The organism is Niallia nealsonii, from assembly GCF_002835805.1.
GTDB classification, from domain to species: Bacteria; Bacillota; Bacilli; order Bacillales; family Cytobacillaceae; genus Niallia; species Niallia nealsonii.
In genome coordinates this window covers 44,164-68,527 of sequence record NZ_PISE01000037.1, presented here as the reverse complement: position 1 = coordinate 68,527, position 24,364 = coordinate 44,164, and the positions used below count along the sequence as shown (strand labels likewise).

The following is a 24,364-nucleotide window of genomic DNA, read 5'->3' as shown; positions in this document are numbered from 1 at the left end:
TGCAATTGGCAACATCGATTTATTAAGTGAGATAACAATTGATTTTATAAATGGAGTAATCATATAATTGATTAAAAAAGGTGTGTATCATGCCGATTAATTCTTTTGAAAACTACCCGATGAGCTGGAAGCCATCAATTGCTAAAACTGAAAAGCCTATTTATAAAGCACTGGCAAGACATTTGGAACATGATATATTAGAGGGCGTTTTATTACCTGGAACCAAACTTCCTCCACAGCGAGAACTGGCTGATTATTTGGATTTAAATTTGAGTACCATTTCAAAGGCCTTTAAAGTTTGTGAGTTGAAAGGTTTGTTAAGTGCATCTGTTGGAAGCGGTACATTTGTATCGTATGATGCGTTATCAAATGCATATTTACTTGAAGATACAAAGCCGAAGCATTTAATTGAAATGGGTGCAACATTACCAGATAATGCTTCTTTTGAACCACTGATACTCCAACTTAGAAGTATGCTGCAAGAAGCAGATTATGAAAAATGGTTTGGATATGATCGTGCAGGCGAAAGCCTTTGGCAAAAGGATGCTGCTATAAAGCTAATCCGACGAGGTGGTTTTGAAACAACAGTTGACCACATCTTATTTGCAAATGGGGGTCAAAATGCGATTGCTGCTACATTGGCAAGTCTTTGCAAGCCTGGAGATCGAATTGGTGTGGACGATCATACGTACCCCGGCTTAAAAACGGTTGCTGCAATGCTTAGTGTACAAATAGTACCGATAAAATCAGAGAACTATGAAATGAGCCCAACATCCTTTGAAGATGCCTGTAAAAATGATAATATCAAAGGCATTTACTTAATCCCAGATTATCATAATCCTACGGCTTCTTTTATGTCTGTTGGGAATCGGAAAAAGATAGCAGCAATTGCCAAAAAGTATAAACAGTTTGTGATTGAAGATGCATCTTACCATCTTCTCAACAAAGAACCAATTCCAGCTTTAGCATCATTTGCCCCAGAACAGGTTATCTATATTTCAAGTTTGTCTAAATCATTAGCTCCAGGACTACGTCTAGCCTATGTTGCTGTGCCAAGCCAATATAAGGATCCAATTTCCAAGGCGCTTTATAATTTAAATATAACGGTTTCTCCGTTATTGGCGGAACTTACAGCACGAACGATTGTATCGAATCAGTTTGAAGGCTTAATTGAGAGGCATCGGGAACAAAACATACTCAGAAACCAAATACTAGATCAATATTTGTCAGACTATACATGCCTAGGAGACGGGACAGGAATCTTTCGTTGGTTGCTGTTACCGGGAAAGGGTACAGGCGCTGACTTTGAAATGTTAGCTGCCAAGCATGGGGTACAGGTTTATGCGGCTGAACGATTTGTAGTTGGCAATAGTTGTCCAGATAGGGCGGTAAGGGTTTCTGTATGTGCACCAAAAACACTCGAAGAACTTGAACAAGGATTGATTATCCTTAAACGTTTGCTAGACAATCTTAATTAATATTGTTCGCCATACAATTGTATTATTGTATGGTTTTTTTATACATGTTATGATGACTTAAACTAGTTAGTGGTTTTTTTAATAAATACAAATAACTTGAAAGGCAGGTTAACTAATATGTTAGATGTACAATCAGATAGGCTGCAAAGCTACATGAATTCTTCTGAAAAACAGAAATGGTTATACAAACGCACTTTATTCATTATAAGCATTTCACAAATTTTTGGTGGTGCAGGTCTGGCAGCAGGAGTTACTGTGGGGGCACTCCTTGCACAGCAAATGCTTGGTACAGATGCCTTTGCTGGACTACCTTCTTCTTTATTTACTTTAGGATCAGCAGGAGCAGCTTTATTCGTCGGGAGATTTTCTCAACGTTATGGACGCCGTACAGGTCTGGCAACTGGTTTTATCATTGGTGGAATTGGAGCGATAGGAGTTATACTTTCAGCAATTATAAATAGTATTATTCTATTATTTATATCTCTTCTTATTTATGGTGCGGGGTCAGCAACAAATTTACAAGCTCGATATGCTGGAACGGATTTAGCAAATCGTAAACAGCGGGCCACTGCTATTAGTACTGCAATGGTTTTTACAACGTTTGGTGCAGTTGCAGGTCCCAATTTAGTAAATGTAATGGGTGACTTTGCTGTTTCAATTGGTGTTCCGTCACTTGCAGGTCCATTTATTTTAGCAGCAACCGCCTATATTTTAGCAGGAGTTGTCCTTTTCGTCATGCTTCGTCCTGATCCATTAATGATAGCAAGAAGCATTGAAGCCGCCAACCAAAAATTTAAAGATAAAGGCGAATTATCATTAACAGAAAATACAGAAAACAAAAGAGGTGTAATGGTTGGTGCAACCATTATGGTTCTTACTCAAATTGTTATGATAGCAATTATGACAATGACACCAGTTCATATGAGACATCATGGTCATGGATTGGGTGCAGTTGGTCTAGTTATCGGATTCCATATAGGTGCCATGTATCTCCCTTCCCTTATTACAGGCATCCTAGTTGATAAGTTAGGGCGTGCCGCGATGGCGATTGCTTCTGGAATTACATTGCTATTGGCTGGTTTAATATCAGCTTTTGCACCAGGTGACTCTATGGTTCTTCTAATAATCGCTCTTTCTTTACTTGGATTAGGATGGAATTTTGGTTTAATAAGCGGGACCGCGCTTATTGTTGATTCAACCGATACTTCCACACGGGCAAAAACTCAAGGGACGGTTGATGTTTTAATTGCCCTGTCAGGAGCTGCTGGTGGGGCGTTGTCTGGAATGATTGTAGCAGGTTCAAGTTATCCAACTTTATCATTAGTAGGAGGGATCTTGTCCTTATTACTAATTCCAGTGGTGATATGGGCACGTGGAGGAAAAAAATAAACCGGATTTCCAGTAAATTGCGATTGTTCGTTATGAGCAGTCGTCTTTTTAATTTAGTAGTCAGCAGTCCTGTATAAAGAAGTGAAAAAATGTACTTAAAGTAACAAGACAGGTTAGAATAAGTGAAAACACTCCAAAACTTTAATTATTATATTTAACAATAATATCAAATTAATCAACGATTTTATTCTTTTAAAATATATCCGTCAGATAAGAGATGCTTTACATTTATCTTTGTATTTTTAATACATAAATTATAAAAGATGTTCAATTCCATATTCAATAGAAAAGGTGATAATAGTGTTATTGCAAGAGAAAATGAAGAATTTAAAGTTCTCTCATAGCGAAAGAAATGTCTTAGATTTTATTATAAAAAAACAGGAACTTATAGATGAATACTCTACAACCATGATTGCTGGTGAGACATTTACTTCTCCTTCCATCTTAGTGAGAATATCTAAAAAATTAGGATTTAATGGTTGGAATGAATTGAAAAAGGCTTTTCTTAAAGAAGTTGGTTATTTAAAAACAAATTTCAAAGATTTAGATGCAAACACTCCCTTTACACACCAAGATTCTATTATGAATATTGCCAGTAAAATTACACATATTCATATTGAGAGTGCAAAAGATACTCTATCTCTAATAAATCATGATTCATTACAAAAATCAGTAAGAATCTTAAGTGAAAGTAGGGAAGTGAAAGTCTTTACTATTTCGAATTTAACTTTTTTAGGACAAGAATTTGTATATAAATTAAGACATATTGGAAAAAAAGCAGATACTAATCCTACGGAAAGTATGATGTATCAAGAAGCTGTTATGACATCATCAAGTGATTGTGCAATTTGTATTTCTTATTCTGGGGAGTCTTCTTCACTATTGGAAACAGTTCATTACTTAAAAATGAATCAAGTCCCCATTATTGCCATTACAAGTATAGGTGAAAACAGTCTAGCTAGACTTGCTGACGTAACATTGCATGTCACAACAAGAGAAAAATCTTATTCAAAAATTGCAGGGTTTGCTTCCATTGAATCAATTTCTCTTATTTTAGATATCCTATACTCTTGCTTATTCTCTATTAAATATGATAATAACTATGATTTTAAAGTTAAATTAGCCCAACAAACTGAATCTCGTCAAATTAAAAATCAGATCATTCAAGAAGAAGAGAACTAAAAAGCTATTTTACATAAAAAAAAGATTGCGATAGTGAAACTTTTATTTTGGGTATTTCTATTATAGAAAATCCTCCATTCAATAAGCTTATAATTGAACTACCCCCACCTACTCTCTTCGTTCCTGGAAATGGGGGTCTTCTCGCTTGAAATGATAAAAAACTTTTTACATTTTTTCTATAAAAAAAGAGATAAAAATAGAAAAGGCTTTCAAAATTAATTGAAGATATATCATTTTTATTTCTAGTCTGCTAAATTGTAAATGCAGAATAAAAGGAGGAATGATTTGTGAAGGTTGTAGTTACTGGTGGTAGTGGTCATATAGGTTCATATTTAATTCCAAAGTTAATTAAAGTAGGGTATGAAGTAATAAATGTTACCAGAGGTCAAAGTCAACCTTATGTTCATGATAGGGCTTGGAATAAGGTTGAAAGGGTTATTTTAGATAGAGAGAAGGACGAGGATTTTGCAAAAAAGATTGCAGAAATGAATCCAGATATTGTCGTTGATTTAATCAATTTCTATGTCGAAGATACAAAGAAAATGGTGGAAACTTTAAAAGGAACGAAATTATCTCATTATTTGTTTTGCTCATCTATATGGGCTCACGGCAGAGCTGAATTATTATCTGCCGATCCAAATTGTTTGAAGGAGCCCTTAGATGATTATGGTATTAATAAATTTCATAGTGAACAATATTTAAAAGAACAATATCGGATCAACGGTTTCCCGGCGACAATTATTATGCCCGGACAAATTTCGGGACCGGGCTGGTTAATCATTAATCCATATGGAAACACAAATACAGAGGTATTTGAGAAGATAGCACGAGGGGAAGAAATCTATATACCTAATTTTGGTATGGAAACATTGCATCATGTTCATGCCGATGATGTTGCACAAATGTTTTTTAAAGCTATTATTCATAGAAATCAGGCATTAGGAGAAAGTTTTCATGCTGTTGCAGAAGATTCCTTCACTTTATATGGCTATGCTAAGGCAATGTATGAATTTTTTGACAAAAAACCACAGATTAAGTTTTTGTCTTGGGAAAAATGGTGTGAGTATATAGGTAATGAAAAGGAAACGGAGCATACCTATTACCATATTGCTAGAAGTGGATATTACACCATTGAAAATGCAAAAAAATTAATTGGTTATCAACCTAAATATTCGACACAAGAAACAGTTGAAATAAGTATTCAAAGTTATATTGAAAGAAATATTGTTAGTGTCTAGCTGATAAATTCTAATAATTAGATAGTGCTGACCCAAAAGATCGTTGAATGAGGATTCTTTTGGATCAGTTTTTTATTTTCGCTTTGTTTTTCCTTAAAATTTTAATATTTTATTTAAGAACGAAAAAGGGCAGTTTCTTCAACACGAAGTTCGCGATTTTTGTTATGTCATTAGAAAAATTGTGAAGTCGTGTACTTAAGCTAACGGAGCTTTCCTTAAATAATAGTAACCCTTTTTTTTATGTAACCATCGGAGGTTAGCTTAATAAGGAATGGCAAAGGGAGTGTCTGCTCTTAGTATTTTAATTGAACAAATATAATAATAAATTAAAATAGCTACGAATGGGTCAACATAACTCTGGATTTGAGTCAATAACTTGGACACAAAAAGGCTAAGTCTTAAGCGGTTCTTCTAATCTGATCCTCCATGACTTGAGGTATTTAATAAGGTTTGGTGAATTTCGGCCAACTCTTTTAGTGACAGTACCTCTTTCTCTGAAACAATAGGGATAAAGTCTTTCACCCATTTATAAATCGTTACTTCTAATACGCCATATTCACTGCTTAATTCTTTAACCGAGCTGCTGGAATGATATAAGTCCACAATCGTTTTCTTAAAATCATCGTTATATGTTTTGCCTGCAGGTTTACGTTATCCTCTCAAAAATAATTGTAAGGACTTAATTAAACTGTGTCCATAAAACTATACTAACTCCATTGTTAATTGTTTCTACCATTATATTAGCTATATATATTAAGAGAAATATAAAAATTTCAACTAGAGAAAATAAGGTCAAGCATATAAATCCATAGATTTAAATTAAAGAACAGTATTGTATAGCTCGGTAACAGGAATTTTTAAATTGTATATTATATACAATTTTAGTTAACATAGTCCAATGTTATCAGAAATAAAAAATCCCGAAAAGTTCAATTACATGAACTTTTCAGGATCTTCTACATAAAAGTCTACATAACCACAACTTGAACAAACATAGGGTACTAACTCACTATAATTGTTATTGTTGTTTAATACTCTACTAGGTGTTTTATTTATTCCTACAGTTCCAGGGGAAGATTGAATACGAGCTTTTGTCAATGCCGAATTACATTTTAGAACATATTTTGCTGCACATAGTTTCCCTCCACTTTATTCCATATATAACAACCTTAACACTTTATGCCCGTCGAAAAGAAAGACTTTAAAACTATGTATACTCCATACATTTTTAACTAACATAACCTATTTAAAAATAATATTATTAACCTTTATACTTTTCAACCTGCTTCTCAAGTTAAATAATAGTCCTGTTATTACTAATCGACCAATTAACAGTAAGGCTATTGAGGCTCATGAATTTGGGTGATATATATTTTTTTATTTTTAGATGTGGAATTTGCTAGGAATACACCAACTAAAATGAACAAAGCACCCAAATATTCTTGAATCATTATAATTTCTTGTAAGAAGATGAATGCAAATATTGCTGTAAAAACTGGTTCTAGTGAAAAAAGAAAACCTACACTTTCAGGTGTGGTGTACTTCTGAGCAATTGGCTGCATAACAAAACCATAGGCAGAGCAAATCAACGCTAGACCAAGTATAGCGAACCAATGAATCTTGTCATGTGGCAAAACGGGTGTTTCAAATATGAAGGTTCCTATTGTTGCATACAGAGTAGCAAATCCTAATTGAAAGATAGCTAGTTGCAAGGCATCAACCTCTTGTACAAAATAGTTCGTTACGATAATATGGATTGCATAAAGAAAAGCAGCTAAAAGACAGTATATTGCGCCAATTGAAATAGAAAAATCATCTTTTATAGTAAGGAATGCTAATCCAACTGATACAATCATAACCCCAAATAAAGTTTTTTTACTCGGTAGTTTTCGTGTAATAAATATTTGTAAAACTGGTACTAAGATAACAGTTGTACTAGTTAAAAAACCCGCAGTAGAAGCAGTAGTATTTTTCACTCCGTACACCAATCCAATAAAAATACCACAAAGTAAAGCTCCCATTATGGCACTGTATTTCAATGCTTTAGCATCTATCCTAATGATTTTTTTGGAGAATATTACTGCCATAAGAATAAATGCAATTCCACATCGTAAAACCACAATCGTTAACGGAGGGATAGCATCAACCCCAAGTTTCATAAAAATATACGATGTTCCCCAAGCCATAGAAACAGTAGCTAAAATCAAGTTTGCTTGTTTTTGTGTCATGATTGTAACCCCTAACCTCTCATGTATTTCTATTAAAACTAAATCTATGGTATCACCTTCATTTACATTAGTAAAATTAATATTTATAATCTAAATATAAGTAATTCTAATACAAAGGAGCTAGTAAGGATGAATTCATATTATGCTTTTATCACATCTATAGAAACAGGAAGTTTTACCAAAGCAGCTGAAAAACTTGGCTATACTCAATCTGGAATTAGTCAAATGATTCATTCATTAGAGGAAGAACTTTCTACTACTCTTATTTTACGTTCTCGTACAGGTATTACACTAACACCAGATGGCGAGGAATTTTTACCATTTATTAAGAATATATGTAATTCACATAGAGAACTAATAGAAAAGCAAAAAGAAATGGAAGGTCTACAAAGTGGGCTAATTCGAATTGGCACATTCTCTAGTGTTTCATGTAATTGGCTACCAGGATTGATGAAAGATTTTAAGGAACAGTATCCGAGCGTTCATTTTGAATTACATCAAGGCGACTATACAAGTATCTCCAATTGGATTAAAGAGGGAACCGTAGACTTTGGTTTTGTGAATCCAGAGGCTGTAACAAAGCTAACGACCATTCCTTTGCAAGAAGATGAAATGTTAGCTGTATTGCCAAAAGATCATCCTTTATCATCGCACAACATAGTATCACTGAAGGATTTAACAAAAGAACCTTATATTCTTTTAGATGAGGGAGAACTAAGTGAACCGCTAACGGTTTTTAAACAAAACAAATTTGAACCTAACGTACAATTCCGAGTATATGATGATTACGCTATTATGTCTATGATTGAAAAAGGGCTTGGCATTTCTATTTTACCGAAACTTGTCTTAAGTAGATGTCCTTATAATATTGAAACGAAAAAAATCTCTCCATCTGTTGTTCGTACAATCTGTTTAGCTTACAAAGATAAAAATGTATTGCCAATAGCAAGTAGACATTTTATTGACTTTATTATTGAGAGGAATAGTACACTTTCTAATATTTTAAGGGCAGACTAATAAAACTAAAAAGAAATTTTAAAAATTTACACTATATCACTTTTTTGTTCCATTTGCTCTATAATTATAAATAATAGATTAGTAAAAGTTTGGAGGTGGAGAAATGCTTCCGCAAGATAGACAAAGTGAGATCATGAAACAACTACATGAATTTAAGACAGTTAAAATTTCAGAACTCAGTAAAAATTTAAATGTAACAAGAGAAACAATACGAAAAGATTTATATGAAATGGAAGAAAAGGGACTCATTCGTAAAGTCCATGGTGGTGCGATTTTAAATAAAGCAAATTTAGAAACAAGCTATATTAATCGTAAAAATACGAATGAAAATGAAAAAAGAAGTATTGTAAAGCGGGCATCTGAATTTGTAGAAAATGGAGACACCCTTTATATAGACTATGGAACAACAGCTTTACTTTTCACTCGAGAAATTTTAAGCAAAAAAGATTTGACCATTATTACTAACTCATTGCCTATTGCTAATGAAATCATTGATTATTCAGACTTTGGAGTGATTATTATTGGCGGGAATGTTAGAAAAAATGAAAAATCATTATTTGGGCCAATTGCTTATAGAGGAATTGAAAAATTATATGTAGATAAAGGTTTTTTTGGGATTGGCGGCGTTGATATTAATGCTGGTTTTACAAATGTACATATGGGAGAGTCCGAAGTTTCCAGACTTATGCTGGAACATTGTCAAAAAACTATTGTTATGGCGGATTATTCTAAATTTAATACAGTATCCATGAACCAAGTAGCACCGATTGAAAAAGTAGATGTGCTCATTACTGACGACAAAGCTGATTCGAAATTATTAGAGCAATTGAATGAAAAAAACGTGAAAGTCATCACTGCTGTACCTGAAGATGAGACAAATCCATAAAAGATATATAGAAATGGCCGAAACCAAGAATTAACTGATTTCAGCCATTTCTATTCTATTCTAACTTAAGTATATAATGAAAAATCCTTCTCTTTCTTATTTAACCAATACACTCCACGGTGTAGCTGTTGCTGAAACAGCTTCTTTTACCTTGTTTAAATTTTCAATTCCTTGTGTTTCAAGCCATTGATAGTAAGCTTCTTTTCCTTCTTTAGCAAATGTTTCGATACCATCTTTCCATGTTGCACGTCCACATAAAATACCACAGAACTCCGATTTTGCATTTTTTGCAAAATGCAAAGTATCAATAAACTGCTCATTTGTCACTCCGCCACTGAGATAAATGAATGGCAGGCTGCTTTTATCCGAACAATTTTTGTAATGATAGGCAGCTTCTTCCTTAGTGAAAACTGGTTTATAGTTGCTGTACTGGTCATATCCTTCAATGTTGTAAATGGACACTGGTACTTCGACTTTTAAAAGGTCAATACCGTATTCTTCCTTTGAAAATTCTGTCATGAAATATTCAACAATTTCTGGTTTTATTTTGGCGAATTCCGGGCTTTTTTCAGCCAAGCCTGAAGCACTATAAGAAACAGGTTCTAGAATGAAAAGAAGATCGTTTTGCTTACACTCATCGCCAACACGCTTGATAAATGCTTTTTTGATGCTGTTATATTGTTCCTCTTCATTGTGATCATAATAGACAAGCACCTTCAGTGCGCTTGCTCCTTCTTTTACTAAATCTTGAACTGCATAATCATCTACCAGATTTGGCAGACGGCCTTTTTCAGAAGCATCATACCCTGTTTTTTCATAGGCCATAATTAAGCCAATATCAGCATTTAGTTTTTTAGCAGCACTCCATCCATATTCCGGGTCTAATAGAAGAGAAGAAGAATGGTTGCCAAGAACCTCACTAACACCTTCTTTAAATTGGCTCAATCCTTCAGTATATGAAAGAGAGTCATTGTACGACTGAATCATTTTTCCAAGGGAACCACGCTGATCCATAGCAGTTGCCAAGATAATATTATTTTCATCTGAGATTAATTCCAATCCTTTTTGTTTACCTGGTGATAGTTTCATTGATAAATCCTCCTAATTTAATTACTTTTATTTGAGATTCGTAATATTCAACATCTGATAGTTCTATATTTGGATACCAATACAGACAGTTGGATAAAGAATAAAGACTTGCAGTTTGTAAAGCTTTTTCAATTGATTCGCCATTATGCAAACTCATCGTCAGACCGCCTAAAAAAATATCCCCTGAAGCTGTTGCATTTTTCACTTCAATTTTTGGAAGAGAGACCTTGTAAACAGCATGTTCAAACTTTGCAATGGTTCCTTTCCCTCCAAGAGTGACAATAAAATTAGATGAGCTATCAAGCTCTCTTAAAGCTTTTTCAACTGAATCAGCATCAGCTTTTTCTGGAGGCTGCCCGATTAATTCAAAAAATTCCAACTCATTTACTTTTATAAGCCAGGGGTTTGCTTGGATACCCTTAGCTAACGATGGACCACTACTGTCTAAAACACATTTGACGCCCCTTGCTTCTAAAATCTCAATTGTTTTAGCGTAAAAATCCTGGTCTAATCCTTCAGGTAAAGAACCAGAAAATAAAACAAAATCACCAGCATTCACTGAAACGAGTAAACGCTTCAAAAAAAGACCTGCTTCTGACTTACCAATACTCGGACCACTTTCATTGATTAAATGAGCATGTTTCTGATGCTCATCTACCACAATGGAGCAAATTCGAGTAGTGCCGTTAATTTCTGTCACAATACTCTCCACTTTTTCTTTTTGAATAAGCGTTTGCAAATATTGGCCTGTATATCCTCCAAGAAATGTATGGATAAGATACGGTGATGTTTTTTCTTTCACCATATAAGAGCGAATGACATTAAATCCTTTTCCCCCAAGCAAATCTTTTGAGAATTGTGCTCTGCTCACACCATTTATTTCAAACTTTTTCAAAAAAACGGTGCGGTCAAGCGCTGGATTTGGGCACACAACATGAATCATGATTGATCACCTCTCATTTCTGTAACTTCTGCTCCCATAATAATCCGATATGCAAAAAAATGCAAAGTATTTTTTTGCTTTTTAAAATTAAAACAAAAAAATAGTTTGCATTTTTTTGTTTTATATCTTATAGTCATAGGTAAGCGATTACAGTAAAAGCCACGGAGGTGAGAAAATGCTTCCAAATGATCGCCAAAGTGAAATAATGAAGCAGCTGCAAAAGTTTCGGACAATTAAAATTTCTGATATTAGCAAGGATTTAAATGTAACAAGAGAGACTATCCGAAAAGATTTGTATGAACTGGAAGAAAGGGGGATGGTTCGTAAAGTTCATGGTGGAGCTATTTTAAATAAAGCAAACGTTGAAACAAAATATATCAATCGCAAAAGCACTAACGAAGCTGAAAAAAGGAGTATTGCTAAGCGAGCTGCAGAATTTGTAGAAGATGGTGATACAATATACATTGACTATGGGACTACCGCTTTGTTTTTTGTTCGTGAAATTTTAGACAAAAGGGATTTAACCGTAGTCACCAACTCTCTGCCTATAGCCAATGAGCTAATTGATTACTCGGAATGTGAAGTTATTATTATCGGCGGTAACGTTAGAAAAAATGAAAAATCCTTATTTGGTCCAGTCGCTTACAGAAGTATTGAAAAAATGTATGTGGAAAAAGGTTTTTTTGGAATAAGTGCTATAAATATTGATGCAGGCTATACGAATGTTCATATGGGTGAATCAGAGGTATCCCGTCTGATGATGATTCACAGTCAGAAAACTATTTTGATGGCTGACTATTCTAAGTTCAATACGGTAGCTATGAACCAGGTTGCTTCTATTGAAGAAGTAGATGTGTTAATTACCGATGAAAATACGGATCAAGAAATACTAAATCAATTAAGAGAGAGAAATAGAAAAGTTATTACTGTTCAAACAGAAGGAAGTGGACTTGATGAGTAATTTGCTTGATAAAGATTTAATTGTTCTACATTCAAATGCACTGCATTATTCAGATGTTTTCAAAGAACTCGGTCAAACAATGATTGACAAGGGGTTTGCAAATGCAAGCTATATAGAGGGTTTGCTTGAAAGGGAATCAAATTTTCCAACAGGTATTCCAACCGAAACAATAGGTATTGCCTTGCCTCATACTGATGCAAGTTTTGTCAAAGAAAGTAAAATTGGCCTATTGGTTCTTGAAAATCCAGTGAAATTTGGAATTATGGGTGGCGATGGAGAAGAAACCGATGTCAAAATCGTGTTTTTACTGGGCTGCTCGGAAGGCAATCAGCATCTCCAAGCACTCCAAAAGGTTATTGAACTCATTCAGGATGCTAATTTTATCGAGAAGATTATGTCACTTGAAAGCAAAGATGAAGCCTATGAATTACTAAACAACAACTTAACTATTCAATTAGAGGAGGAAGTAAAATGAAAAAAGTACTTGTAGCATGTGGTGGAGCAGTAGCAACGTCAACGGTGGCAGCGAATAAGATTCGAGACCTTTTAAAAGAAAAAAACATTCCAGCAGATGTATCTCAGTGCCGTGTAAGTGAACTTGGATCGAAAGCTTCTGGAGCAGATTTAATTGTTACTACAGCCAAAGTAGATCGTGATTACGGGGTTCCTGTTATTCATGGAGTAGCATTTATTTCAGGAGTAGGTGTTGATAAAACAAAACAACAAATTTTAGATGTATTGAAATAATGAATAACATTATGAGATAAGGGGTTGGCAAGATGGCAATTTTAGAATACATTCTTGGGCTTGGACCAGCGGTTATGCTTCCGCTTGTTATTTTCATCATTGGCTTGCTATTGCGTCAAGGAATCGGAAAATCACTCCGTGCTGGTATCACCATTGGAGTTGGGTTTGTAGGAATCAGCCTTGTTATTAGCTTATTGACAGATAATCTTGGTCCAGCTGCTCAAGATATGGCGGATCGTTTTAATCTTGGACTTTCTGTTGTAGACGTTGGATGGCCAGGGGCTTCTCCAATGGCTTGGGCTTCAAACGTTGGAACAGTAGCTATTCCAGTAGCTATTCTTGTAAACATCTTAATGCTTATTTTTAAAATGACACGAGTTGTAAACGTAGACATTTGGAATATTTGGCATATGACGTTTACAGGTGCTATCGTGAGCACGGCAACAGGTAGCTTTTGGCTGGGTATTGTTGGCGTGGTAATACATTCCGCTTTTATTTACAAACTGGGAGATTGGTTTGCGCCAACTGTTGATAAACATTTTGGATTAGAAGGCATTGCTGTTCCCCATGGATCAGGTGCATGGTCAGCACCGTTTGCGGTGGTTATTGATGCGATCCTTGATAAAATCCCAGGTATCCGAAAAATCAACTTTAATTCAACAAAAATTGAAGAGCGTTTTGGTGTAATCGGCGAGCCGGTTATTATTGGAGCAGTTCTTGGTCTTGTGATTGGTTTTCTTGCAGGATATCCAGTATCTGACGTATTACAGCTTGCTATTCAAATGTCTGCCGTAATGGTATTAATGCCAACTGTTGTAAAGTTTATTATGGAAGGTCTATTGCCAATTGCAGAGGCTGCACGTGAGATGCTTGATAAGCGTTTTCAAGGACAAAACTATTATATTGGTCTTGATCCTGCACTATTATTAGGAAATTCACAAGTAGTAGCAGCTAGTTTAATTTTTGTCCCATTAACATTATTGATTGCCGTGCTTATCCCTGGAAACCAAGTACTTCCATTTGGGGATTTAGCAACTATTGGCTTCTTTGTTTCAATGGCTGTTGGAGTGCATAAAGGTAACTTATTTAGAACGATTATTTCAGGTGCGGTTATTATGGGGATTTCCATCTGGATTGCAAATATGATGATTGGTGTGCATACAGAGCTCGCAAGACAAACCGGTACAATCAAAAGTGGGCAAGTTACATCTCTTGATCAGGGAGGAAGCCCTATTTCATTTATTTTAACCGAATTGCTTCACCCACAGAATTTAATTCCATTAATCATTATCGGTTCTATTTATGTATTTAGCGTAATTTTTACGTATGTTCAATTCAAACGAAATAAGATTTATGCTGAAGAAGTAACAATGATGGAGGAGACAGCAAATGAAAGCGCTCGTACTGGACAGTAAAGAAACCTTCACTGTAAAAAAGATTCAAAAACCAGCTATTTCTGAAAAACAAGTATTAGTAAAAGTATCTTATGTAGGTGTTTGTGGATCCGATCTGGCACGGTATTTTGAAGGAAAAGTACATAGTTACCCCATCGTACTAGGCCACGAATTTTCTGGTGTAGTCGAGCAGGTTGGAAACATGGTTCAGGCAGTTAAAGAAGGCGACCGTGTGGCAATTGCTCCATTAATACCTTGTGGTAAATGTGAAAACTGTGACCGCGGAAAACCAGCATTATGTGAGCATTACAGCTTTGTCGGATCACGGCAGCAAGGGGCTATGGCAGAGTATATAGCAGTGGACGAAAAAAACATCCTAGTTTTGCCAGAAGAAGTAAGTAATGAAGAAGCTGCTTTAATTGAACCCCTTACAGTGGCAATCCATGGTATCGAAAGAATCCAATTCAATGCAGGAGCAAATGTAGTTGTTTTTGGAGCGGGAACAATTGGCATTATGACTTTACTGGCTTTAAAAGCACGTGGCGCAGGCAATGTGACTGTTATCGATATTAATAATGAAAAATTACAAATAGCTCAAGAACTTGGTGCCTCTTACACTATCAATTCACTGCAGGTAGATTTAAATGAATACTTCACTACACATCCAAAACCTGAAGTAGTGATTGAAACAGCTGGTGTTTCTCAGACACAAGTTCAAAGCATTGAGATTGTTGAAAAGCTCGGGAAAGTGGTCTATGTTGGGACTGCTACAAAAGATGTAGTGTTCCCCCCAAAAGTATTTGAAAGAATTCTTAGAGGAGAAATTGAAATAACAGGATCTTGGATGTCTTACTCAGCACCATTTCCTGGATTTGAATGGAAAGCTGCACTGCAATATATCAAAGATGGCACCATTGATGTAAAGCCTCTCATTAATGAAGTGTATCGATTGGAAGATAAAGAGACACCATTTCTAAAAATGAGAGATCCAGAAAATCACTCAATTAAATTCTTATACAAGATTGATTGACTAGAAGATAAAGTTTCTTAAAGAAAAAAAGAGAGTTCCCATAAAAGAAACCCTCGATAGCCTGAGAAGACTGAACGGATGAACTGCCCCCCCAATTGTTAGACACAACTCACAATTGGGGGGGCAGTTGAAATGAGAGCTATTTTATTTGCTAGTTAACATAAAAGAAAAGCGCTTAATTTATAAGGGCTTTTCTTATTTTGAAACGATATAATTACGTTATTCTTTAATTAATATTGTTATTTTTATTCGCTAAGATGTTTAATAATTTTTGCTGGAACTCCACCAATTAAACTATTATCAGGAACATTCTTTGTTACCACGGAACCAGCTGCAACTACCACATTATTTCCAATAGTTACTCCTGGCATGATTGATACTTTCCCACCAATCCAAACATCATTTCCTATTGTAACTGGGAAACCTTGTGCCAAATAGTTTCTTCGTCCCTCAGCAGTCATTGGATGATTAACTGTATAAATATCAACATTAGGTCCAATCATGACATTATTACCTATACGAACAGGTGCAATGTCTAAAATAGTTAAATTGTAATTACTTAAAAAATCATCTCCAACATGAATGTTTTTGCCATTATCACAGTTAAAAGGCGCTTGAACGGAGATGTTTTTACCATAAGATCCCAATATTTCTTTAATCATAGATATTTGTTTTTCCGGTTCTGTTGCTGGTATACGATTAAACTCTTGACATAGTTTAGCAGCTGTTGCTTTTCGTTCAACAACCTCACTATCTAGGAAGTAATATTCTAAACCCTTATCTAATTTTTCAATTTCTCGCATCTTATCACCTCACTTTGAACAATACCATATAAAGTTAATTTTTAGCCAATAATAAAAAGTATGATTTTAATCTTAGCAAAATTTTTCTATTTATTTAGTTAACTTAATCAAACATTATCGAAAATTAATGTTCTCATTATCCTGGATTTGATTTTTATATAGTTGACGAAATTTGATAAAAGAGATAATTCTCCAAGGTAAGATATATCCTAGAGCTACAATTATAAATAGTGCTGCTTTTGTTTCTGCGTCGACCCATTTTAAATAATCACGAAGTAGAAATCGGATAATCAACACGATAAGAAAGGAAATAATAAAACTTTTGTTTTTTACAGCATAAATATGTTGATCAGATCGGAGTTCATAATTAGTCGTCCTAATAAGTGGGATGGATAAAAGGATACCTAAGATAAGTGCGCATACCCATTCCAAGACCGTTGCATGTACCTTTGGATTTGAAATCAGGGGAACACTAGGTAATAATAAAAATAATATGGGTAAAAGGATACGGATTCCACTTCCTTTAATGGGTCGATACATCGCTCTCGTTCTACGCCATAAGACTAATCCAGCAATTAAAATCACAATAAGATAAAATGAAGAAGGATTCATAATTCCACCTCTGTACATAGTATATTTCAACTATATAGAGAGTACATACCTTTGAGTAGTGACTTCCGTCATAAATTTGGAAAAACATAGAGTTACCTTATGTATTACTATACTTGTTTACATCATTCATCCTATGAGAAGCAAGGAAAAAAATCTCAGGAGAATTTTGGAGCTAACGGGGGATTAGAAGAACAATAAGGACTAGAATTAAGGAGCCAAAAGTATGCATAATTTTATGCATTTCTTGTATATTTAGGCTATTTTTTCATTCATAAAACATACTACTATAACTAGCATTTTTTGATTGCTGAATCGCCTAAATTTTCAAGGAAACCCCCATCAGTGAAAAAATAGGGGGATTCTTTTCCTTTAATTTACTTCTTTATTCCAAATTGCCCCAAAAAATAATCCATAACGATACTCATTAAATGAAACTTAAGAATTCCCCTTGCTTTTTAGCAATATTTAAAGCAGTTTCCGCAATTTTCATGTCCATTTGAATCTGCTTAGTTGTATCGTAGGGGAAATAATAGTCTTGATTCATCATATAAGTTGATATTATTCTATGAGACACAATCGCCTCCTCTAAATGCTTTACTAATGTTTGCCTAACTTCGGGTGTGGCTGTTTCCGTAATAGCCAATGCATAATTTTTTATCTCTGATTTTGCGGCTGTTAATAAATCCGTTGCAATCACCTGATCGGTTAATGGAGCCATTCCTGTTATCTTCTCAATAAATTGATTCATTTTTAATCCCCCTCACTTAAGACAAATGATTTTTTAAATCTTCAATATGCTGTGAAGCTTTAATAACATCTTGTTTCATAATTTCTTTTAGTTTAGGATCTGATACAAGTCCCTGCATTATGGAGGATTTCGTTAAGCACAAGCTTTTAAAGGTAAGTAGTTCATGTATTTCTAATGCCTCGTGTACACCTATATTTTCTCGCATCTCATGAGCCTCCTCTCTTCTTTTGAAAAATTGTTTATTATTTTATTGTAAAGAATTATTGGTGTATTGATCTAAAATATAATCTGCGTATTCGATGTCTTTTTGTAGTTGTTGAGGAACATTATAAGCGTCATATCTTCCTCGATCTTGAAGAAAACCATAAATTTTTTCATGCTGGTCAATCGCTCTTCTTAATTCTTTTGTAAGAAAAGTATGTATCTCTTCTGAAGCTGATTCAGTAATAGCAGTAGCTAAGTCCTTTATGGCAGCTTTTGTTTCAAATAATATATCTGTCGCGATTACGTGGTCGTTAAAGCTAATTTGTTTTGATTCCATCAGTAGATCCTTCTTTCTATTCATTCATTTGTGTAGCTGCTTTACTTAAAAGTGCCTTCATTTCACCCACAGCATTTGTCCCAAGCTGGACACTTTGTTCAACTATTGCTTTTAAATCAGCACTTCCAACTTTTTGCAATCGAGATTTCGCTTCCGCTAAACAAGCTACTTTAAAATTAATGATTTCACGAAGATCTGTAATCTCGTGTACACCAAATTGACTACTTTGCATTGTTCAGCCTCCTATACTCTGTTCTAATGGTAGCTGGATAAAGAACTTCTTATGAACCATTCCTTTTTCTTTTACTTTGTTTTAATCAAGTGGTTTCATCGACATTTTTTCCTATTTTTGGGGATGTTATTCTCAATGAATGAATGGGAGTTTGTTTAAATGGGGGTTTATTTAATGGAAAATAAACTCATGCATATTAGATTAACAAAGAATTTAGTAGCGGCTCATAACCGTTTAATGATAGAAGTCGAGGATTTTAGAGGAGATAGGACAAATAGCAAATAATATGGGTCGATTAGAGAAGTGGTCTTCCGCACGAGATGGAGGAGAATTTACTATTGGTTAAACTCATGTGTTGAATCAATAGTAAATCTTATTATGGAATGCTCTCCTTCGTCGGAGGAAGCCTAGTGTATAAATGATATACTAGGCTGGTAGTTTATCGTAGAAAGGATTGAATCAAAATGACAAATTTAAATAAATTATTCCGTAATAGATTGGGAATCCCATATGATGAAGTAATTACATTTGAAAATTTAAATGCTTTTCTCGAAAAGACAGCCAAAACAATCCCGTTTGAGAATTTATGTATTATAGAAAATAGGACAAATGAAATTACGAGGGAGAATTTGATAAAAAAAATAATTGAACAAAATGAAGGCGGCCTTTGTTATGAATTAAATTCTCTTTTTTATTTCTTCTTAATTGAAAATGGATTTGATGCTCATTTAATCCGTGGTTTGAGATACAACTATAATAGTCAAACATGGAGTACACTAGGAAAAACTCATGTGGCTAATATGATTAAGCATAAAGAGCAGTTCTATATAGTGGATATTGGATTTGGGGGAAACTCTCCATTAAAACTGGTTCCATTAAATGGAGAAACTGTGACATCTAATAATGGTGAATTTAAAGTGGAAAATATAGATAGTGAACATGGCGATTCTATTTTTTATATAAAATTAAAGCATAAGGATAAAGAGTGGAAAATAGGTTATGCTTTTGATTCTAAGAAAGTCATTAAGGATTTAGCTGAATTAAATGAAGTGCAAAAAGTTAACACTGAACATCCGGAATCGAATTTTAATAAGAAGCCTGTAATTACCAGATTTACAGATAAAGGGAACATCACATTAACAGACACTTCGTTTACTGAATGGGTGGATGGAGAGTTGACGAAAAAACAGATTGATAAAAAATTATTCCAGGAAATCGCAAATCGTTATTTTGGTCTTTAATTATTTTCCTTCATTTAATCTAGCAGACTGTCATTTTAGATACTATTTTGCTTATCTAACTTAACAGGACAACGTCCTTTATATGGGGGAATATGAAGAAAATAGGGGTTTACGACGTTAAAGGAATAACTAATGAATATTTAAAAAGTTAGCTGCTGAATATTTGATTTATGAAACTTATTGTATTTCTTTTCATTGATATATTTTGTTTTATAAAGGAATTTAGAATTATTTTTAACAAAAAAATTTTAATTAGCATTGCTATTGTTACTAGCTAGTTAACATAATCAAACATTATAGGAAAATAAAAAGGCTTTGGTTTATTTCAACCAAAGCCTCAGTTTGAAGATTCTTTTTTCTTCGATGTAAGGAATCCTAATACTTTTTCTCCGTTTTCATCTAAATATACTTTAATAGACTTTAATTTAGATTCTTTTTTTGTTTTAAAAGTTACTAGTATTGCGTTCATATTTTCAATATCTTTTGTTTTTTTATCTTTATTAGTAAAGACTTCAAATTCACTACCTGATGTTATAAATCCTGTAATTTCACCTTTTTCCGAATCAATTATATTGTTTTGTAATGAATTATCTAGATAATTATAAGACAAAATTAAAAGTTGTTTTTTTTCTTCTTCCGTAAAAGAATATGTTTTACTAGATACTTCAATTTTAGATGAACAACCTACTATATTAATACAAAGTGCACCTAAAATTAATGCTAACAATATTTTTCCTAATTTATCCAATATATTCACCTCTAATTCCGATTATAATCTTAAATTGCTAAGAAGAAATAGAGCCTCGAAAAAAGATTATAAAAAATAATTGTTAAGTGAGGTACTGTTATAGTATGAATGAAAAATTATTTACCTGCCCTTGTTGTGGTTATAAAACGTTAGAGGAACGTTATAACTATGAAACTTGTTTAATATGTAAATGGATGGATGATGATATTCAAGAAGATTTTCCAGATCTTAAAGGTGGAGCAAATGAAGAATCATTAAGAGAAGCACAAAAGAATTTTAAAGAAATAGGGAAGTGCTCAAAATTATTATTACACCGGGAGTCTGCGCCAATTTCACAATATGAGAAAGATAAAGATTGGAAATCCTTAGAACAGGAGTAAAAAGGAGTTTTATTAAAATTTTTTTTATTTTCACTCACTAGTTAACATAATACTTCCTATGGGAAGCAAGAAAAAAAACAAAAGGCGAAATTGGTCCATATTCGGGCAAATTTCGCCTTTTTCAGTTTGGGAAATAATCAAAAAACAGGGATATATCGGAGAAGGCCATTCTGCCGTTTTCTCTGGTTTTCTTGTCTTTCTTATATTTTTGTTGTCGTTTGACAAGAAAAAAGGCTTTCAGGGGCTATTTTTGGCGTTTTATTTAACTAACTGGCAGGATTTTTAATAAGGTTGATTGATTTTAGTGGTAAAATTTATAAGTAATAGCTGTTTAATTTATAGGAGGTGTTTAAATGCAAGACAACAAAGAAACTCCCGAACAAGAAAGAGAGAGATTAAGACAACAAGAATTAAAAGGAAATCCAACAGATAATCTGAATAATGCTTTTAACAGAGCAAACAATGGCAGTCTTGTTGATTTGGTAGGTAGTTTGGGATGGAAAGGTACTGGAATACTTATTCTTGTAATAGTATTAGGATTTATAATCTATTCCGTCTTCTTTCGCTAATAGGTGCTCTTATGGAATAAAGTCTTTAAAAAACGAGATTATTATTGTAATGATAAAAAGCATAAATAAGTGCGTAATAGTACCATAAATCAATTTTTATTTAATTTAGCTACTTGGAGTTAGTATAGTTTAGGATTTCTACTTCCTGTTTTAATCGAAGGTTTTCTTTCTGAATTTCAGCCAACTCTTTTGGTGTCAGTGTCTCTTTCTCTGAGCCAATAGGGGTAAAGTCTTTCACCCATTTATAAATCGTTACTTCTGATACGCCATATTCGCTGCTTAATTCTTTAACTGAGCTGCCGGAATGATACAAGTCCACAATCGTTTTCTTAAAATCATCGTTATATTTTTTGCCTGCAGGTTTACGCTCCAATTCGAACACATCCTCTCAAAAATAATTGTAAGGACTTAATTAAACTGTGTCCATGAAACTATACTAACTCCAATTAGTTTTGATGAGTAACATTAAAACTAATATTAATGTTACTATTATCGATAAAAATAATATTATAATTATTTATTTAGGTAAGTAAAATGTTAGGATGTATAAGTTAATTAAATGTTCCGGGCAATTATTAAAAATATAGTACCTGCTGTTCTAATTTTTGCTTATTCAGGATTACCGTATCAATTATTCCCTTATAGTCTGATGTATTTACAGCAGCCTCAAATTTATATACTGTCTCTTCTAATCATTCTCCATAACGCTAAAGACAATAATACTGTAGAAGATACCAATCCTCTTAAGAGTTTTCCCTTTAAAATCCTCAATTTCCCTCCTCCTTTAGTAAATTTAGCCCTCTTTGATCCTCAAATGAGCAAACAATATTATAATAAAAATTTCCGTTTATGAATATTGCCCTTAAGTGCATATGTGGTATGTACGAAGGTACATTTTATTTTTATTTTTTTTTCTCTAAAATAAAGTAAGATTAATTTATCATAATAAAAATATAAGGATTAATCGAATTTATGGAAAACAGGGTGATTAAAATGAAAATGCTTAAAAAGAATAATAACTATTACTCTTTTGAATCTATATCTGAATCCTTCTTTGTAAATAAGCTGCCTTTTCTCTTATGGATTACAGGCGTATACATAGCAGCTATAGTTTATCAAAATGCGCAATCTCCTCAAAAGATAATTAGTGTAATCGTAGGGGGATTTATTACTGTTCATATTTTATTGTACTGGTTTTCAGATAGACTTATTGCCAAAAGACGGTGGATCTATCTTATGTTGCAAACTGCAGTAGTTTTTGCAGCTGCCTTTATCATGCAGGAAGGTTCTATTGCCCTATTGGTTGGTCTTTTGCCTCTCTTAATCGCTCAAAGTATCATTATTTTAAAAAAAACCATTCAAGTTATCCTTATTTTCGCTTTTTTGTACTCCCAATATTGTGTTGCAATCGTCATCAAGTATGGAACTAGGGAACTATTCCATTTTATTCTTATCTTTTTATGCATCCTTATTATCGTTATTTTCTATTGCATCGTCTATAACGGACAGGTTAATGCACGTATTCGCACTCAGTATTATTTAACTGAATTGGAAACGGCACATAAAAAATTAGAAGAACTGACTTTGGCCAATGAAAGACAGAGGATGGCGAGAGACTTGCATGATACATTGGCACAAGGTTTGGCAGGCCTAATTATGCAATTAGAAGCAGTTGATTCCCATTTACATAATGGGAACACTATAAGATCTCAAGAAATTATATATAAGTCTATGGAACAGGCTCGTAGAACATTACGTGACGCAAGGACAGCTATTGACAATTTGCGGGAGAACTCTATATCTAAGATTGACTTTCAGGATGCTGTAATGGAAGAAATAAAGCGATTTACAGAAGCAACATCCATTGAAATTGAATCGGATATTAAAAATATATTCCGTTTAAATAATTTTATAAGAGAACATAGCCTCTATATTATAAGTGAGGGTTTAACAAATATTGCAAAGCATTCTCAAGCTACGAAAGCAACCATCGTTGTAGGAGAAGAAAATAATCACTTACATATAGAAATTAAAGATAATGGAATTGGATTTTCTAATCAATCCCAAGCACAATATGGAAAATATGGATTACTTGGATTAAAAGAACGCGTCCGGCTTATAGGTGGAAATATAAATATTGAAAGCAGACCAAAGGAAGGTACAAAGATATTGGTAACGACACCATTTAAAGAGAGGAAGTAATGGAATGAAGTATAATGTGTTAATTGTAGATGATCACACGGTTGTTCGGGAAGGTCTTAAAATGATTTTAGAAACGAATGATTTATTTAATGTTGCAGGAGAAGCTGGAAATGGGAAAGAAGCCATCCAGTTTATTGAAAAATCTCCACCTGACGTTATCTTGATGGATTTAAATATGCCAATTATGAGTGGATTAGAAACAATAAAAGAGCTTAATGATAAAAAAGTATCCATTCCTATTATCATATTGACAACATACAACGAGGATGACCTGATGCTCAAAGGACTGAAATTAGGAGCAAAAGGATACTTATTAAAAGATACGAGAAGAGAGGATTTATTCCGTACCATTAAGTCTGCTGTTAGAGGGGAGACACTATTACAGCCAGAAATAATAGCAAGGCTTATGCACTTTACAGAAAAAAAACTAGAGAATACTTCCAATTTTGAAAAAGCAAAATTAACGGAAAAAGAACTGCTTATCTTAAAAGCAGCGGCAAAAGGTTTTCGAAATAAAGATATAGCTTATGACCTAGGAATAGCCGAACGAACGGTTAAAGCCCATTTCACCAACATATTTAATAAACTCAATGTTAGTAATAGAGTGGAAGCTGTTGCAGCTGCCCTTGATCTGAAATTAATCCATTTATAAATTATATTGCCCTTTCGTACATTTACTAGATGCCCTAATGTACGATTTTTTTTT

General features: G+C 33.8%; 26 protein-coding genes and 2 pseudogenes. 16 read left to right on the top strand and 12 right to left on the bottom strand.

Annotated features, from left to right (window positions below; genetic code table 11):
• The first annotated feature begins 89 nt into the window (after nt 1–89).
• The 4 genes from CWS01_RS16280 (at nt 90) to CWS01_RS16265 (ending at nt 5,287) form a co-directional block, all read left to right on the top strand.
• Nucleotides 90–1,478, top strand: coding sequence for an aminotransferase-like domain-containing protein (locus tag CWS01_RS16280; protein ID WP_101178232.1), 1,389 nt, complete (start codon nt 90–92; stop codon nt 1,476–1,478).
• Between the two features lie 117 nt (nt 1,479–1,595).
• On the top strand, nt 1,596–2,867 hold the full coding sequence (locus CWS01_RS16275) for an MFS transporter (RefSeq protein WP_101178231.1): 1,272 nt from the start codon (nt 1,596–1,598) through the stop codon (nt 2,865–2,867).
• A gap of 300 nt (nt 2,868–3,167) precedes the next feature.
• Entirely contained in the window at nt 3,168–4,049 is an 882-nt protein-coding gene (locus CWS01_RS16270) for a MurR/RpiR family transcriptional regulator (protein ID WP_101178230.1), read from the top strand.
• A gap of 287 nt (nt 4,050–4,336) precedes the next feature.
• Nucleotides 4,337–5,287, top strand: coding sequence for an NAD-dependent epimerase/dehydratase family protein (locus CWS01_RS16265; RefSeq protein WP_101178229.1), 951 nt, complete (start codon nt 4,337–4,339; stop codon nt 5,285–5,287).
• A 456-nt stretch (nt 5,288–5,743) separates the two neighbouring features.
• Here CWS01_RS16265 and CWS01_RS16260 read toward each other — a convergent pair.
• Nucleotides 5,744–5,929, bottom strand: a pseudogene (locus CWS01_RS16260) (transposase); the annotation flags it as partial.
• 698 nt (nt 5,930–6,627) lie between these two features.
• A complete protein-coding gene (locus CWS01_RS16255; RefSeq protein ID WP_101178227.1) occupies nt 6,628–7,515 on the bottom strand; it encodes a DMT family transporter in 888 nt (295 codons plus the stop codon).
• A 129-nt stretch (nt 7,516–7,644) separates the two neighbouring features.
• Between CWS01_RS16255 and CWS01_RS16250 the strand changes: the two genes are divergently transcribed.
• Together CWS01_RS16250 and CWS01_RS16245 are read left to right on the top strand one after the other, a co-directional pair.
• Nucleotides 7,645–8,532: a LysR family transcriptional regulator gene (locus tag CWS01_RS16250; RefSeq protein ID WP_101178226.1), complete on the top strand. Its 888-nt coding sequence runs from the start codon at nt 7,645–7,647 to the stop codon at nt 8,530–8,532.
• A 103-nt stretch (nt 8,533–8,635) separates the two neighbouring features.
• Nucleotides 8,636–9,418, top strand: a complete 783-nt coding sequence (locus CWS01_RS16245) for a DeoR/GlpR family DNA-binding transcription regulator (RefSeq protein ID WP_101178225.1) — start codon at nt 8,636–8,638, stop codon at nt 9,416–9,418.
• A gap of 96 nt (nt 9,419–9,514) precedes the next feature.
• On the opposite strand, the gene CWS01_RS16240 is transcribed toward CWS01_RS16245, so the two are convergent.
• A complete protein-coding gene (locus CWS01_RS16240) occupies nt 9,515–10,507 on the bottom strand; it encodes a tagatose 1,6-diphosphate aldolase (protein ID WP_101178224.1) in 993 nt (330 codons plus the stop codon).
• The gene (locus CWS01_RS16235) at nt 10,488–11,450 is read right to left on the bottom strand and encodes a 1-phosphofructokinase family hexose kinase (RefSeq protein ID WP_101178223.1); all 963 of its coding nucleotides are present in this window, start codon (nt 11,448–11,450) and stop codon (nt 10,488–10,490) included. The genes CWS01_RS16240 and CWS01_RS16235 overlap by 20 nt, the downstream gene beginning before the upstream one ends.
• 175 nt (nt 11,451–11,625) lie before the next feature.
• Between CWS01_RS16235 and CWS01_RS16230 the strand changes: the two genes are divergently transcribed.
• Genes CWS01_RS16230 through CWS01_RS16210 form a run of 5 tightly spaced genes read left to right on the top strand, consistent with a single transcriptional unit; the run spans nt 11,626 to nt 15,582 of the window.
• Complete coding sequence (locus CWS01_RS16230) at nt 11,626–12,411, top strand: DeoR/GlpR family DNA-binding transcription regulator (protein WP_101178222.1); 786 nt, start codon at nt 11,626–11,628, stop codon at nt 12,409–12,411.
• On the top strand, nt 12,404–12,886 hold the full coding sequence (locus CWS01_RS16225; protein ID WP_101178221.1) for a PTS sugar transporter subunit IIA: 483 nt from the start codon (nt 12,404–12,406) through the stop codon (nt 12,884–12,886). Before CWS01_RS16230 ends, CWS01_RS16225 begins: the two co-directional genes overlap by 8 nt.
• Nucleotides 12,883–13,158: a PTS galactitol transporter subunit IIB gene (gene gatB / locus CWS01_RS16220; RefSeq protein WP_101178220.1), complete on the top strand. Its 276-nt coding sequence runs from the start codon at nt 12,883–12,885 to the stop codon at nt 13,156–13,158. Before CWS01_RS16225 ends, gatB begins: the two co-directional genes overlap by 4 nt.
• A 32-nt stretch (nt 13,159–13,190) precedes the next feature.
• A complete protein-coding gene (locus tag CWS01_RS16215) occupies nt 13,191–14,573 on the top strand; it encodes a PTS galactitol transporter subunit IIC (protein WP_101178219.1) in 1,383 nt (460 codons plus the stop codon).
• Nucleotides 14,548–15,582: a galactitol-1-phosphate 5-dehydrogenase gene (locus CWS01_RS16210; RefSeq protein WP_101178218.1), complete on the top strand. Its 1,035-nt coding sequence runs from the start codon at nt 14,548–14,550 to the stop codon at nt 15,580–15,582. Before CWS01_RS16215 ends, CWS01_RS16210 begins: the two co-directional genes overlap by 26 nt.
• 245 nt (nt 15,583–15,827) lie before the next feature.
• Here the strand turns inward: CWS01_RS16210 and CWS01_RS16205 are convergent, their stop codons facing one another.
• The 6 genes from CWS01_RS16205 to CWS01_RS16180 form a co-directional block, all read right to left on the bottom strand.
• A complete protein-coding gene (locus tag CWS01_RS16205) occupies nt 15,828–16,385 on the bottom strand; it encodes a sugar O-acetyltransferase (protein ID WP_101178217.1) in 558 nt (185 codons plus the stop codon).
• Nucleotides 16,386–16,499: 114 nt separating this feature from the next.
• Nucleotides 16,500–16,997 (bottom strand): CcdC protein domain-containing protein, encoded by a 498-nt coding sequence (locus tag CWS01_RS16200; protein ID WP_101178216.1) that lies wholly within the window; start codon nt 16,995–16,997, stop codon nt 16,500–16,502.
• Between the two features lie 424 nt (nt 16,998–17,421).
• Nucleotides 17,422–17,745, bottom strand: coding sequence for a spore coat protein (locus tag CWS01_RS16195; RefSeq protein WP_101178215.1), 324 nt, complete (start codon nt 17,743–17,745; stop codon nt 17,422–17,424).
• Nucleotides 17,746–17,761: 16 nt separating this feature from the next.
• On the bottom strand, nt 17,762–17,950 hold the full coding sequence (locus CWS01_RS16190) for a lipoyl synthase (RefSeq protein WP_101178214.1): 189 nt from the start codon (nt 17,948–17,950) through the stop codon (nt 17,762–17,764).
• A 42-nt stretch (nt 17,951–17,992) separates the two neighbouring features.
• Nucleotides 17,993–18,286, bottom strand: coding sequence for a spore coat protein (locus CWS01_RS16185; protein WP_157827685.1), 294 nt, complete (start codon nt 18,284–18,286; stop codon nt 17,993–17,995).
• A gap of 16 nt (nt 18,287–18,302) precedes the next feature.
• Nucleotides 18,303–18,518: a hypothetical protein gene (locus CWS01_RS16180; protein ID WP_101178212.1), complete on the bottom strand. Its 216-nt coding sequence runs from the start codon at nt 18,516–18,518 to the stop codon at nt 18,303–18,305.
• A gap of 464 nt (nt 18,519–18,982) precedes the next feature.
• Here CWS01_RS16180 and CWS01_RS16175 point away from each other — a divergent pair, with 464 nt between their 5' ends.
• The gene (locus CWS01_RS16175; protein ID WP_101178211.1) at nt 18,983–19,759 is read left to right on the top strand and encodes an arylamine N-acetyltransferase family protein; all 777 of its coding nucleotides are present in this window, start codon (nt 18,983–18,985) and stop codon (nt 19,757–19,759) included.
• Between the two features lie 337 nt (nt 19,760–20,096).
• Here the strand turns inward: CWS01_RS16175 and CWS01_RS16170 are convergent, their stop codons facing one another.
• Complete coding sequence (locus tag CWS01_RS16170) at nt 20,097–20,507, bottom strand: hypothetical protein (protein WP_101178210.1); 411 nt, start codon at nt 20,505–20,507, stop codon at nt 20,097–20,099.
• A 104-nt stretch (nt 20,508–20,611) separates the two neighbouring features.
• Between CWS01_RS16170 and CWS01_RS16165 the strand changes: the two genes are divergently transcribed.
• Both CWS01_RS16165 and CWS01_RS16160 read left to right on the top strand, forming a co-directional pair.
• Nucleotides 20,612–20,887 carry a CPCC family cysteine-rich protein gene (locus tag CWS01_RS16165; protein ID WP_101178209.1) on the top strand — a complete coding sequence of 92 codons (276 nt, stop codon included), beginning with the start codon at nt 20,612–20,614 and terminating at the stop codon, nt 20,885–20,887.
• Nucleotides 20,888–21,240: 353 nt separating this feature from the next.
• On the top strand, nt 21,241–21,456 hold the full coding sequence (locus CWS01_RS16160) for a DUF6366 family protein (RefSeq protein ID WP_101178208.1): 216 nt from the start codon (nt 21,241–21,243) through the stop codon (nt 21,454–21,456).
• A gap of 130 nt (nt 21,457–21,586) precedes the next feature.
• Here CWS01_RS16160 and CWS01_RS16155 read toward each other — a convergent pair.
• Nucleotides 21,587–21,829 (bottom strand): annotated as a pseudogene (locus CWS01_RS16155) (transposase); the annotation flags it as partial.
• Between the two features lie 620 nt (nt 21,830–22,449).
• Between CWS01_RS16155 and CWS01_RS16145 the strand changes: the two are divergent.
• On the top strand, nt 22,450–23,658 hold the full coding sequence (locus CWS01_RS16145; protein WP_168714414.1) for a sensor histidine kinase: 1,209 nt from the start codon (nt 22,450–22,452) through the stop codon (nt 23,656–23,658).
• Nucleotides 23,659–23,662: 4 nt separating this feature from the next.
• Nucleotides 23,663–24,310 (top strand): response regulator, encoded by a 648-nt coding sequence (locus CWS01_RS16140; protein WP_101178204.1) that lies wholly within the window; start codon nt 23,663–23,665, stop codon nt 24,308–24,310.
• The last annotated feature ends 54 nt before the right edge of the window (nt 24,311–24,364 follow it).

What these genes read in the sequence shown, in the direction of transcription:
- CWS01_RS16210 (WP_101178218.1), top strand. Translation starts at nt 14,548, where the DNA reads ATGAAAGCGCTCGTACTGGACAGTAAAGAAACCTTCACTGTAAAAAAG.
- CWS01_RS16225 (WP_101178221.1), top strand. Translation starts at nt 12,404, where the DNA reads ATGAGTAATTTGCTTGATAAAGATTTAATTGTTCTACATTCAAATGCA.
- CWS01_RS16255 (WP_101178227.1), bottom strand. Translation starts at nt 7,515, where the DNA reads ATGACACAAAAACAAGCAAACTTGATTTTAGCTACTGTTTCTATGGCT.
- CWS01_RS16195 (WP_101178215.1), bottom strand. Translation starts at nt 17,745, where the DNA reads ATGAATCAATTTATTGAGAAGATAACAGGAATGGCTCCATTAACCGAT.
- CWS01_RS16180 (WP_101178212.1), bottom strand. Translation starts at nt 18,518, where the DNA reads ATGCAAAGTAGTCAATTTGGTGTACACGAGATTACAGATCTTCGTGAA.
- CWS01_RS16175 (WP_101178211.1), top strand. Translation starts at nt 18,983, where the DNA reads ATGACAAATTTAAATAAATTATTCCGTAATAGATTGGGAATCCCATAT.
- CWS01_RS16200 (WP_101178216.1), bottom strand. Translation starts at nt 16,997, where the DNA reads ATGAATCCTTCTTCATTTTATCTTATTGTGATTTTAATTGCTGGATTA.
- CWS01_RS16230 (WP_101178222.1), top strand. Translation starts at nt 11,626, where the DNA reads ATGCTTCCAAATGATCGCCAAAGTGAAATAATGAAGCAGCTGCAAAAG.
- CWS01_RS16190 (WP_101178214.1), bottom strand. Translation starts at nt 17,950, where the DNA reads ATGCGAGAAAATATAGGTGTACACGAGGCATTAGAAATACATGAACTA.
- CWS01_RS16275 (WP_101178231.1), top strand. Translation starts at nt 1,596, where the DNA reads ATGTTAGATGTACAATCAGATAGGCTGCAAAGCTACATGAATTCTTCT.
- CWS01_RS16185 (WP_157827685.1), bottom strand. Translation starts at nt 18,286, where the DNA reads ATGGAATCAAAACAAATTAGCTTTAACGACCACGTAATCGCGACAGAT.
- CWS01_RS16245 (WP_101178225.1), top strand. Translation starts at nt 8,636, where the DNA reads ATGCTTCCGCAAGATAGACAAAGTGAGATCATGAAACAACTACATGAA.
- CWS01_RS16160 (WP_101178208.1), top strand. Translation starts at nt 21,241, where the DNA reads ATGCAAGACAACAAAGAAACTCCCGAACAAGAAAGAGAGAGATTAAGA.
- CWS01_RS16140 (WP_101178204.1), top strand. Translation starts at nt 23,663, where the DNA reads ATGAAGTATAATGTGTTAATTGTAGATGATCACACGGTTGTTCGGGAA.
- CWS01_RS16250 (WP_101178226.1), top strand. Translation starts at nt 7,645, where the DNA reads ATGAATTCATATTATGCTTTTATCACATCTATAGAAACAGGAAGTTTT.
- CWS01_RS16235 (WP_101178223.1), bottom strand. Translation starts at nt 11,450, where the DNA reads ATGATTCATGTTGTGTGCCCAAATCCAGCGCTTGACCGCACCGTTTTT.
- CWS01_RS16240 (WP_101178224.1), bottom strand. Translation starts at nt 10,507, where the DNA reads ATGAAACTATCACCAGGTAAACAAAAAGGATTGGAATTAATCTCAGAT.
- CWS01_RS16145 (WP_168714414.1), top strand. Translation starts at nt 22,450, where the DNA reads ATGAAAATGCTTAAAAAGAATAATAACTATTACTCTTTTGAATCTATA.
- CWS01_RS16165 (WP_101178209.1), top strand. Translation starts at nt 20,612, where the DNA reads ATGAATGAAAAATTATTTACCTGCCCTTGTTGTGGTTATAAAACGTTA.
- gatB (WP_101178220.1), top strand. Translation starts at nt 12,883, where the DNA reads ATGAAAAAAGTACTTGTAGCATGTGGTGGAGCAGTAGCAACGTCAACG.
- CWS01_RS16215 (WP_101178219.1), top strand. Translation starts at nt 13,191, where the DNA reads ATGGCAATTTTAGAATACATTCTTGGGCTTGGACCAGCGGTTATGCTT.
- CWS01_RS16280 (WP_101178232.1), top strand. Translation starts at nt 90, where the DNA reads ATGCCGATTAATTCTTTTGAAAACTACCCGATGAGCTGGAAGCCATCA.
- CWS01_RS16205 (WP_101178217.1), bottom strand. Translation starts at nt 16,385, where the DNA reads ATGCGAGAAATTGAAAAATTAGATAAGGGTTTAGAATATTACTTCCTA.